This is a genomic window from Psychrobacter muriicola 2pS (genome assembly GCF_904846535.1).
In the GTDB taxonomy this organism is placed as follows: domain Bacteria; phylum Pseudomonadota; class Gammaproteobacteria; order Pseudomonadales; family Moraxellaceae; genus Psychrobacter; species Psychrobacter aquimaris.
The window spans coordinates 308,780-320,506 of the sequence record NZ_CAJHBC010000005.1; the positions used below are offsets into that span (position 1 = coordinate 308,780).

General features: G+C 40.9%; 13 protein-coding genes. 7 read left to right on the forward strand and 6 right to left on the reverse strand.

The genetic code is table 11. The features are described 5' to 3' along the window. From JMX93_RS09845 to JMX93_RS09875, 7 genes are all read left to right on the forward strand, one after another. A complete protein-coding gene (locus JMX93_RS09845; protein ID WP_499204582.1) occupies nt 1-243 on the forward strand; it encodes a hypothetical protein in 243 nt (80 codons plus the stop codon). A gap of 154 nt (nt 244-397) precedes the next feature. After that, entirely contained in the window at nt 398-1,063 is a 666-nt protein-coding gene (locus JMX93_RS09850; RefSeq protein WP_499204583.1) for a hypothetical protein, read from the forward strand. A 233-nt stretch (nt 1,064-1,296) separates the two neighbouring features. Continuing rightward, nucleotides 1,297-2,160: a DUF6708 domain-containing protein gene (locus JMX93_RS09855; RefSeq protein ID WP_499204596.1), complete on the forward strand. Its 864-nt coding sequence runs from the start codon at nt 1,297-1,299 to the stop codon at nt 2,158-2,160. A gap of 47 nt (nt 2,161-2,207) precedes the next feature. Further along, nucleotides 2,208-4,559 (forward strand): DUF2345 domain-containing protein, encoded by a 2,352-nt coding sequence (locus JMX93_RS09860; RefSeq protein WP_499204597.1) that lies wholly within the window; start codon nt 2,208-2,210, stop codon nt 4,557-4,559. 14 nt (nt 4,560-4,573) lie between these two features. Further along, the gene (locus tag JMX93_RS09865) at nt 4,574-5,689 is read left to right on the forward strand and encodes a hypothetical protein (RefSeq protein WP_499204584.1); all 1,116 of its coding nucleotides are present in this window, start codon (nt 4,574-4,576) and stop codon (nt 5,687-5,689) included. A 156-nt stretch (nt 5,690-5,845) separates the two neighbouring features. Further along, on the forward strand, nt 5,846-6,205 hold the full coding sequence (locus JMX93_RS09870; RefSeq protein WP_499204585.1) for a hypothetical protein: 360 nt from the start codon (nt 5,846-5,848) through the stop codon (nt 6,203-6,205). 7 nt (nt 6,206-6,212) lie between these two features. After that, on the forward strand, nt 6,213-7,136 hold the full coding sequence (locus JMX93_RS09875) for a hypothetical protein (protein WP_499204586.1): 924 nt from the start codon (nt 6,213-6,215) through the stop codon (nt 7,134-7,136). 135 nt (nt 7,137-7,271) lie between these two features. Here the strand turns inward: JMX93_RS09875 and JMX93_RS09880 are convergent, their stop codons facing one another. From JMX93_RS09880 to JMX93_RS09905, 6 genes are all read right to left on the reverse strand, one after another. Then, nucleotides 7,272-8,402 (reverse strand): hypothetical protein, encoded by a 1,131-nt coding sequence (locus JMX93_RS09880; RefSeq protein ID WP_499204587.1) that lies wholly within the window; start codon nt 8,400-8,402, stop codon nt 7,272-7,274. Between the two features lie 104 nt (nt 8,403-8,506). After that, nucleotides 8,507-8,839 (reverse strand): DUF2515 family protein, encoded by a 333-nt coding sequence (locus JMX93_RS09885; RefSeq protein ID WP_499204588.1) that lies wholly within the window; start codon nt 8,837-8,839, stop codon nt 8,507-8,509. Next, entirely contained in the window at nt 8,794-9,096 is a 303-nt protein-coding gene (locus JMX93_RS09890) for a hypothetical protein (protein ID WP_499204598.1), read from the reverse strand. The genes JMX93_RS09885 and JMX93_RS09890 overlap by 46 nt, the downstream gene beginning before the upstream one ends. A gap of 84 nt (nt 9,097-9,180) precedes the next feature. Beyond that, complete coding sequence (locus JMX93_RS09895; RefSeq protein WP_499204589.1) at nt 9,181-9,492, reverse strand: DUF2515 family protein; 312 nt, start codon at nt 9,490-9,492, stop codon at nt 9,181-9,183. A 10-nt stretch (nt 9,493-9,502) separates the two neighbouring features. Beyond that, a complete protein-coding gene (locus tag JMX93_RS09900; RefSeq protein WP_499204590.1) occupies nt 9,503-10,096 on the reverse strand; it encodes a DUF2345 domain-containing protein in 594 nt (197 codons plus the stop codon). Nucleotides 10,097-10,440: 344 nt separating this feature from the next. Further along, nucleotides 10,441-11,337, reverse strand: a complete 897-nt coding sequence (locus JMX93_RS09905) for a hypothetical protein (protein WP_499204591.1) — start codon at nt 11,335-11,337, stop codon at nt 10,441-10,443. Nucleotides 11,338-11,727 lie beyond the last annotated feature (390 nt).

The following is an 11,727-nucleotide window of genomic DNA, read 5'->3' on the forward strand; positions in this document are numbered from 1 at the left end:
ATGAATACACTACCTGCCCAAGACACAACAGATATTACCTTATTACCTAGGCCTTATAGTGACGTAGTGGATGTTGAAAAAGATCATCCGAACATGCTATATGTGGCGAAAGATGTGCGAGGCATCACCCCTTATGCATTAACCTTTAATGATGTCGGCAGTAGCATGCTGAATGAGGGGGGGGCTGGTACTAGTTCTGATGTTATTATTCGGTGGTGTATTGTTTTTGCCAATGACATTTGAGTTATTTATTTCATTAGACTATTATGATTTTTTACTTGCTTTAATTTTTAATTTAATGGCATTTGGCATTCCATTCATCATGATACGCAAAGTCTCTAAACTTACCGATAGTGATGTACCCATTGACGCCTTTGATAAAGTAGACTAACGTATTTTGCAATATGATGTTACCCAAGAAGATGGCAAAATAAAAGTAGACTACCATGGCATCAACGAGCTATCTTATAAAGACATTCATGCCAGTGTCAAAAGCGTCAATATCGTTAGCGCAGGCGGTATGAGTAGGACTTACTTCTTACAGCTTAACTGGCTAGATAATAACCGCAACATCGTCAATCAACTGGTCTCCTCCTTTCCAGCGACATCCGACGCCTATGCCCGCGCACAGTGGCAGTTCATCCGCAACTATATGGAAAAGGACGTTGATAGCCTACCGCCCATCACACCCTTTGACCCGCCAAAGACAACTAAAGAGCACAAGATCTATCTCTATACCGACAGCATCTTACCCAGCTATGGCGTCACCCAAAACTTTAAAATATGGCCGTGGTATATCCCACTGCTAATACTACAAGCTTACGTCAAACTAGGTGGCGGCTGGATACAATCTAAAGGTCGCAACATCATAAATGAGCCGCAGTATCAGCACTTGCAATATCCAAGCGACCAGCCTAATCCATATCTTGATCCCAACATAGACCCGTATCGCACCAAAGTGATTAACAATCAAAGCAAACGCTTTCTTTGGCGCTGGCGTATTATTTGGATATTACATACGCTAATCATTATATTATTTTTCGTGTTCATGTTCAGTTTGTAAGGAAGAAGAAAATAATTACACTACCTAAGCATGATACTCCTGATATCACTTTGCTACCACGACCTTATAGCGAGGGGGCAGATATTGAAAGTGATAACCCGAATATGCTCAACGTCGCTCGAGATGTTAAAAGTATTGATCCCAATGCCATGATCTTTCAAGATACGGGACGAAGCATGCTTGATGAAGGGGGGTTAGTATTGATTATTTGTTTATTAGTCATCTTTATAATTATGATACCGACGCTTTTAATTAACTTACTTTCAGAAGGGTTTTTCGGGGTGCTGATCTCACTCTTTCTCATCTTATTAGCTTTCATACTACCAATAGTAATGCTACGCAAGATGTTTAGGCTAAAGGATGATAATTCCCCTATAGATGCTTTTAATAGAATGGATCAGCTTGTTTTGCAATATGATATAACTGTTATAGAAAGCAAGCAGGAAGTTATATATCACGGTATTAATGAGCTACCTTATCAAGACATTCATGCCAGTGTCAAAAGCGTCAATATTGTCAGTGCAGGCGGTATGAGTAAAACCTACTTTTTACAGCTCAACTGGCTAGATGAGTCTCGTAACATCGTCAATCAACTGGTCTCCTCTTTTCCAGCTACCTCAGACGTCTATGCTCGTGCGCAGTGGCAGTTCATCCGCAACTATATGGAAAAAGACGCCAATAGCCTACCGCCTATTATTCCCTTTGACCCGCCAAACACCACTAAAGAGCACAAGATCTATCTCTATACCGACAGCATCTTACCCAGCTATGGCGTCACCCAAAACTTTAAAATAAAGCTATGGTACATCCCACTGCTGATACTACAAGCCTACGTTAAGCTTGGTGGTGGCTGGATACAGTCTAAAGGTAAAAACATCTTGAACGAGCCACAGTATCAGCACTTGCAATATCCAAGCGATCAGTTCAATCCATATCTTGATCCCAACATAGACCCGTATCGAACCAAAGTGATTAATAATCAAAGCAAGCGTTTTTTATGGCGCTGGCGTATTATTTGGATTATTCATACGATCTTCATACTGAGTATTATTTTATTTTTTTATGCAATGAATTTGGGTTGGCTTGATGGTTATTAGGAGGTTGAGAGAATATCGATTTAAATATTTGGATTAAGAGCTGTTATATCCAGCACAGCGTTCAATACAATCAAACGGATTTGGCTTATTTAACTCAGTATCTTGCTTTATATGGCATTACGGGCTACTACCGTCATGACATAGACAAACATACTTTGGTCTTATTGCCAAATAATGCCGAAGTATTGCGTCCAGATACCACTGAAGTCCATAGTATATTGAGCCAAAACCCAGCCAATCTCGCCGACAGACAAGACCGCATCACTGCCATTCGTCCGCGTATTGCCCAACACACTCAGCAGAGCGATTTATATCGTTATGACAATCGATTAATGGGTACTTATACTGGCAGCAGCACTAGTGAACAACCAATCGAATCAAGTAGTCCAAACAATCATACCCGCTTCCTACATAGCCATACTCGATTCGATGATGACAGTCTGGGTGAGCTTGCTACTCGTTATCAAAAAAACGCGCAACAGCTTGCTAATGTAGGTAGCCTCGCTGGCAACATCCGTCATCTTAATCTACCAAGTGCCCATCATATCGATGGCAACCCTTATTTAACGGATCCGATCAGTATCGTCTCCATACATCAGAACATTAATAATCATATTCCGGCAGATTGGCTGGGCAGTGCGCCCTTTGACCCAATCACGTTGCAGCCTCATCTGATTCATAATAATAATGATAATAATAGTGAAGATGACAGTTATGATAATGTCCACCATATCAATGCCTGCTACCTACCATTTCCGCATCATCACCATATTCCTTATGGGGAACAGCTTGCTACACTTGGGCAACCGCATCCAAGTCTGACAGGTCTTATGAGTGCCAGTATTATTGACACAGAGAGCAGCGCCATTACTCATGACCGCAATCATCGTGCGCATATCAGATATCACTGGCAAAGCGAAGGCGACGATAGCGCACACTGGATACCCATCGCCAGTCACCTCGTCGCCGACCACATGGGACAGACCCATCCTTTGCGTCATGGTCAACAGGTCTTGATCGACTTTATCGGTGGTGACATCACCCATCCCATCATCATCGGCAGTACCCATAATGGACAAGGCAATAGTGAGGCTCAGCACAATAGTATTTCCAGTGACACAGACTTCATCGATGCGACCAGTCCGACATGGTTCATTAATCAAAGCCATGCCCATCCCATAGACGGTATCAAGACTCAAAGTATCGATAGTAGTCGCACAGGTGAGGCCAGCAAAGATAGCCTTATTAACGGCTATAACCAGCTGATGTTTGATGACCATCCTGAGAGTCCGCAGATCAACGTCTATAGCAGCAGCTATCAAAGTAGCCTAACCATTGGTCATCTCTACCAGCACACCGACCACACTCGTGGTCAAGCCCGTGGGCAAGGCATTAGTATCGAGACCCAAGCCGCTGCCAACATTCAAGGCAGCACAGGTATTCATATCAGTAGCAGGCAGTCAGACCCTTCATCAAGCCCTCACATGAGTCATGACAGTCATAGCAAACTACAAACCGCCGATCAGCATCAGCAAGCGTACGAGCAACTCGCCAATACCCATCAGCCTGTCGGATTGGACAGCAACGACAATAACAAACCAAATGGTAGCCAAAACCAAGAAGACGCTCAAACGCCATTTGCCAAGTTTAGTAAAGACACTAATGGCACGGTATTAAGCGAATCCGGACAATGGCAACAGTCGCATCTGCTTATCGATTCCCAGCGTCATCTCGCCATGCTAAGTGGACAGCATAGCCAATTTACCAGCACCCAAAATACGCACAGCCATGCCACAGATAGCACTCATCATCATGGTCAAACCCAAATGAATCAGCTGGTCGCAGGCGATATTGATTACTACTCAAACAAAGCACAAACCCATACCGCAGCGCATGGTGATGTGACGATACAAGCGCATCAAAGCCAAATGCGACTTGATAGCGAACAAGTGCTACGCATCCATAGCCGAGATAGTATCGAGATTATTGCGCCTGATACATTAACGCTAAAAGCAGCAGGTAGTGGTATTGAGCTGGTAGGCGGTAACGTGACCTTTATCACGCCAAGTCAAGTAGGCTATAAGGCGAGTAAGGTGGATTGGGGGAGTGGGGGTGGAGTTAAAACAGAATTGCCTTATTTACCATCTGTAGAAATGGAAAACTGGATTGGTCTTAAACTTTTAGGGGTTGATGGTGAAGGTATACCAGATGTTGGCTACAAAATATTCTTTGATGGCGGTCAAGTTATTAAAGGAAGACTCGATAGAAAAGGTGAAGCACATCACAATAATGTGCCCGAAGAAGCCAACCGTGTTGAATATGAAGAAAAAGACTTTGAAGACCCTACTCCTGATTCATTTCTTAAAGTTTTAGAAGCTGCTAAAAGCTTTATTAAATAATAGAAGGTACAATTATGGGATTTTTACCTACACAAAAAGAACTTTCAAATGCACTTGCATGGTTCAGTGCACCTGTTAACGGAGCATTGCAAAAGGGCAAAGAAACGGCAAATGATATTGCCGATTGGCTTTGGGTAGTCATACAAGGTGATTTTGCGTCGGAACCTTCTACTGCTCAAGTCGTTACTGGTACTGTCGTTTCTATGATTCCATTTGTAGACCAGATCTGTGATGTTCGAGATATCTGTGCAAATTGTAAAAAAATTAAACAAGATGATAGTAATCCTTGGGCATGGGTAGGTCTAATTTTGACCTTAATCGGTCTGTTTCCAGTTTTAGGGTCGCTATTTAAGGGAATATTTAAAGTACTACTTGCCCCTGTTAGACGCTTCATGATGCGCCCTTTGTCTAAGGCTGGCAAATTTTCAGGTAGCCTGATATATAAAGCAGTTGAACCTGCTATTGAGCAAGGTATAAAGGAGCTTAATAAGTTTTTAGGACGTCCTGCCGTAAAAAAGCTAATACGCAAAGAGGCATCTGGGAACGTATATAGGTGGTCAGCTAAGCAACTAAGGAGTTTAAAAGCTAAAGTTAATAAGACGCAGATTTTAGCAGTATTTGACGAGCATATTGGCTATCTAAAGGAGACTGTCGAATTTGTCCAAAAATACGGCAGTAAAGGTATCGGTAAACAAGCTGGCGATATGCTTAAAATAGTGGTAGATGTACGAAATAAGGCTAACAAGCGTCTCGGTGAGTTCTTAGCACCCGTACAGGACTTTCTGGAACGTGTAGCCATACGGCTAGACACTGAAGGAGGGTATAAAGCAGTTACTAATCTGACAAATATAGCGAACTTTAGAAAAGTTCATACCGACGGTGAGGTGCAACTTATAAAAAGCAGTTCGCCTAAATGGGTGGATGTCACTAGAAGTATTAAATATCCCAAATTAAAAAAATGTCCCAAAATACCTAGAGGCTATCCAGATATTTCTGATAAAGGTAAAGGACCATTATGGAAAAAGTTTAACACATTTCATGATATGAAGGCAGTAGAACTAGGACAGGGGACGAGTTTATATCGCGTTGTTGACCCTACTAGTAAGGATAATATAGTCAGTCCCAAATAAAACAGATACAAATACAACCATTTGCGATACTGGTATACATTTTCCTTGATTGCTGTGCCTGCGCAGACAGAGGCTATGCAAAATGCGCCCAGTATCGCTGTGTTTATTTTATAGTGGATAGACTATAGTATATGTTGGATGCGAGCTTCGGAGTATTTGAAACTTAAAAAACGAGAAGATTGGCGCAGACGTTTTGCAGTATGGGCAAGCTGGAATAGTAATGGAGAAGTCGTCCATTACATTGTTCCTAAAGGTGGTATGAAAGTTTGGGAAGGTAAAGCCGCCAGTCAAATACTTGAAAATAGTAAAGGTCAAATCCAAACTGCTAATGGACGCGGTGCTATGTATGTGTTGGAGGGTGGTGGCAAACAAATTGTACTTGATCCAGCACAATTAATTAAAAGAAAAGTAAAACCACGCAGAAAAACAGGGTGGGGCTATGGTAGTGATCTAAAGGGTCTAGAAAATACAGACATGGTTGGCGTGCCAACCCTCAAACAAAACTGGTATAAGTGAACAAGCAATGAATAACTACATCATCAGACCGCAAGAGATTTACTTATTAGAGCGCTATAGCTCACCCGCTTACTTTAAAGAGATGCGCGATGCCTTTGCGAATATGCTAGAATCTGCTGAATATGCATTGGAGCTATTTGTCAATGATTTACCCTTTGATTACCGCACGCGTCCTATTAACAGACAACCTGATATTGTCTGGGGTGAACGGGTATTGCCAAACTTGCGTGATACTCTAGACAGCTTAAATGTTGGTTATCAAGAGCTGTTAAAAGGGGATCTAGCGGCAATAAGATATGGTGGTAATGTTGAGAGTGATTTTCGCGCTATCAGTATGGATTACGACATCGACTGGATGCCAAAGCAGCAACAGCTGGATTACGATAAATGGGAAAGAGAGGCAAGCTTACGTGCTTTTAATATGAAAATAACCAGTTATTTTGGTTGGAAAATAGGTAGTTTGATTGAACGCTATACCGCTGAATCTCGAGGGCCGCTCAACCCACCTGAATCATGGCCTATTTATCGCCTCAATCCTCAATATAGCGTTGAATTAGATGAAGTTGTCCCTGTCGCAGGCATTTATGTACCTAGTAGAGCAGATGCCAGTGCTCAAGTGTTATTGGATGGCATGTTAGCAAATGAAGCTTACGTCGGCTATGACCCTGAAACCATGCAAGCGGTCGGCATGGCTCCTGTCACTTGGATGCTCGTTGAGCGCATTGCGGATAGTGGCGGTGGTAGCATGAATGTCGCACCAAAACGCTTACGCTGCGAGTCGGGTAAACCCTGTCCACAGACGGGTAATTGGTGGTCACCATCCAGTCAGGATGTTAAACACTTTAAAGCAGGTGACATCATGCCAAAAATGAAGCGACTTGAATGGAAAACCATTTGGTATTTCAACGAAACCAATCAGTTAAACGGTTAAGATAACTTACACCTTTTTTTCTGCTTGGCAGGCAGTAGCCAAATAAATAACGCTAAAACAAATGAGAATACTAAGAGATCGCTTAAACATAACTCAAAACCTGTCTTAGTCGTATCGATTAATAATGCAATATACCTACCCTTGCTCACCCTCAAACTGCCAGATAACCTGACCCCAGTTATTGTTTGGATAGTCAGGCATGATGTCGCCCTGCTTAAAGTAGGCTCTACTATCTTTTTTGGCAGGTGTGAACCAGTAGCCTGATTTGGGGCAGGGCTGATTGGCAAGGCAACGTCCCTTTGCTTGACTGGTAATTTCGGGTTGATTGGGTTTGGTTTGATTTTCATAGTAAGGCGTCATGTTTTCGCCTGCCTCAGAACGCTGCATAAACTCTTCGTAAGTGATTTTATAGGGGTCGATAGAGACAAACTTGCTGGTGTCAATACCAGTTCTCTCTAATACAAGGGGTAGGGTGTAGTCGGGTTGATCTTGTTGAACGTCTAAGCCTATCTCTAAAGCTTGAGTTTCAGCGTATAGTCTAGCTTGCGGTAAGTCTGGATAAGCTTCTATAAAAACTGATTCCATAGTATCGTCTGGATTGTCATAACTGAGATAGCTGTTGATATGAATCTCTTCGGAGATAAAATCTAAACTGATCATATAGACGTAATTGTTAATCTCTTCTTCAAAGTTGTATTGCATAGTAATATCTAAAAAAACATCAGTACCATTTCGTAGATCCCAAAATTGTAAGCTTGGTAGCTGTTTAAACTGATCAAAGGTTAGAGGGTATTGATAGTTTAGAAAGCTAGATGATACATTCTCATCAGTGACATAAGCATAACTATCTTGGACAGATATACGAGCACTAGTGACACGACGATCGTTCTGCCAACCTTGCTCTTCTAGCTGTTTAAACAGTTTTTGCACAGCGACATAGGCATCTTTTTTCGTAACAGCATAGCTGCCTTGAGAGTTAGGGACGAAAAAATCAATTCGAACCGACTGTATGCCTCGTTTAGGTTTATCATGAATATAGAAGCCTGAGGTCATACCAACATTATCAACAGTAAGTGATGGAATGTTAGGATAGTTGAAAGTCGCAGTCCCATTGTTAGACGGAAAGTTAATTTCGTAAAAAGTAACGCCTAAGCTGCCAATATTGAGCGGATTATCATCAAAACTCCAATACTGTTTAATGTCCTCATTATTTTTTTTAAAGGTTTCAGGGCTTTCTTCTACTGAAACATAAGCATGAGGCGGCATAGTATTTCCTTTTGTATCGTTTTTGCTGCAAGCTATTGTAGATAATGATAATGAAACTGCTAGTAATACTGTTTTAAAAAGCCTATATCTAAACATAGTTGTTCCTAAGTCTTATTAATCCAACCTGCTATTTTAACCATCTCCCTCTCAACTTTTGCTCTTGTACTATCATTGTTCATAAGCTTGATATATTGCTCAGCAACACTGGTAATCCACTTCATTCTCTTAGTAATATCAGCCAACTTAATATCATCAGGTGCAATATTCTTGAAATCGGGATCGTCAGTATCTGCTTCAGAGGTATAGACCATTTGTATATCAGGAATAGATGCCTTTCCTCTTCCAACATCAGCTAGCCATAATCCTGCTTTAAAACCACTTTTTTGATAGATTATTTTTTGTAATACCTCGCGTTGCTCATGATTAGCAAGTTGCATAAGATTTTTTTTTGATTTTTCCTTCTTTCAGTTTTATTTTTATAAGAAAGCTTTTCAAATTCTTTAGTCGCATTAAAAGCAGGTTTGATATATTGGCTTGCACTGAGATTGCGAATTTTTGGTAGTACATCGTATGCCCCATGTGAGTCATAGACCGTTTTTTTAACTTCTGGGATATAGTGGTTAGTATTGCGTTGGTTGATACATGTACTAAAGTTAGTACTACATTGATTATATTCAAAGTGCCATCCAGCGATATCTTGGTATAGCCAAAAGTTACCGAGCTTAAAATTATATACAACACCTAAAACTCCGCCATCTGCAGCACTTGACCAATGCCCTCATGCATCAGCGACAGTCTTACTGGCAAACGCCCCAAGACCCATCCAAAAATGACGCCCTTTAAACTGTGTATCACCATTGACATCGCTATGTTCCAAATAAAATTTAGCATACACCGCTGCTATTCGCCGCGATCTTGCTTCGCCATCCTGTACTACTTTTAAATGAATAGTAGAAGATTTCTTATCCGAGCTTGTCGTAAGTTTCTCGAAACACTGATATTGAGCTATTGACCATGTGTAGCTACACGGCATTGTTTTAGTGGTACAGCTATTTTTTACTGTATTAGTATCGAATTTAAGTGTTGCCATTTCATACTCGCTATAAGTCTTTTAAACCCTCGATAGATTTAAATAATATTTTAGTTTCTAGCTTTTCTGATTTGGTATCCGTATCTGCTCTAACGGTTTTACCTTCGTCGTTTACCTTAGCTTTCATATTTAGATTCTTACCCAGTAAATGGTAATCAATGTTTTTTATAGGTAGTCCTGCCGTGTTTAGAAACTGCACCTGCTCATCAAAAAACTCTTTTTCTAGCAGCTTATCGAAAGGTAGGCGCGATAAATAACTACTATCCATACCACCCCCAGCCTTACTATGCTTTCCTGCCTTCTCCGTAAACTGCTTTGCCACTATCGTGATATCAGCACCGTCCAATGTGATACTCGCATCACCAGCGGTCAGCGTAATCTTATTGGTCGCGACTATCTCAACCTCTTTGGTCGAAGAAGCAATGTTTATATCTTGCTTAGCCGTCGCTTCCAGTTTTCCTGTATGGGCGGATAGGGTGATATTGTCCTTAGCATTAGTCATACTAAACTGACCATCGGCTATGATATTGAGTGACTCACTACTCACTTGATTATAACTATCGCCACTACTGATCATCATCTCTTGCTGAGTGGTCGTTATCATCTCGCCCGTCGTACGCTAGATCAGCAGGTCTTCACTGACGTAACTGCTATCCGCTGCGCTATCTATCAGTGTATAGGGCGTTGTTTGATGGGTTTTGGTTTGCTGTTCCTGTGCGATGGACTCAAGTTGCGATTTAATGGCTTGATGCTCGTTTACGTTGCGTCCTAACCCTGTTGCCAGTTGCGTTAAGCTAAGTGCTGACTACCCAATGACGTTTGGGTGAGAGTCGGGATATGCTATTGATAATTATGCTGTTTAGATTGTGCGTGGGTTGATAGGATGAGTGCTTCGCTTGATGAAAACGACAAACCACGCGAAGGTGGCTTAAATAAAATAATAAAAGACTAACCTTGCTCGCCATCAAACTGCCAAATAACCTCACCCCATTGGTTATTAGGATAATCTGGCATGGTTTCGCCTTGTCTAAAGTAACTACGGCTGTCTGCTTTGGCTAAAGTAAACCAGTAGCCTGATTTTGAGCAAGGTTGTCCTGCTGGGCAACGTCCTTGGACTTGACTGGTTATTTCAAGTTCTTCTTCTGATAGCGTTTCTAGATAAGGTGTTAGATCTTCACTAGTATCTCGTTTTTCAAGAAATTCATCATAAGTTAATTTATAAGGATCTGTATTGATTGTTTTTTGAGTATCAAAGCCTGTTTTTTGTTTTACGAGTGGAAAGGTATAGCTGGTTAAAGACTTATCAATCGTCAAGCCTTTCGCAACTACTTTTGATTCAGAAGACAATTTTGCAACAAATGGTGGATTAGAGTATTGTTTAGCGAAAGACTCTAGTGCTCTATCATGATTTTCTGGTTCAACGTGCCTATAAATTTCATGAAGTTGATCATGAAAATCATAAGCGAACAAAATGGTCGTATCACCACTGTTTTCAACATTTCGCCACATCTCTATTTTTAAGAAAATATCCGTACCATGTCGCAGGTACCAACGATGAATGTAAGAAGTGATTTGATTAAATTGCTCAAAACTCAGTGGATAGCGATAATCGAGATAAGAGGCATCACCACCCGCTAGTGCGTAGTCAAGTGCAGTTTTAGGAGTAATACGCGGTGCAATAAAATCAAAGTTATACTCCCAACCTTGTTTCTCTAATTGCTTAAAAATAGTCTGTACTTGCTCATATGCTTCTTTGTCAGTAATATTCTTTGGGTCTTTACCTCGAAGAAAGGTCGCTATTGTAAAGTCCGGTAGGCGATATTCTTTGACACGTGTATCATCCATTACATTAACAAAGCTGACATTGTTCAGTATTAGCTGCCCGTTTGGATAGTTGAACTGAGCGGTAACTTGACTGCCTGTAGGAAAATCGAAGCCTTTTTGATCACGTCCGATTGGCCCTTTAGTCAGTTTTGGAAGTCTTTAAAGCTTGAATTGTTATTATATAGTTCTTTGGTAGTCATATTTAAAGAAATTTCTAACGGTTTGTCAGGCATGGTAGTCTCTTTTTCTGCTTGGCAGGCAATAGTCGAAAAAGATAGTGATAATAATATTAAGGTTGCTTTTAGAAGTTTATATTTGAACATAACCATCCCTGTTATTTATTAACCTCTAAATATTTCAATTATTTTCCAAAAAAATAATATATTTTTGTAATTCCAACCATTCTGATTC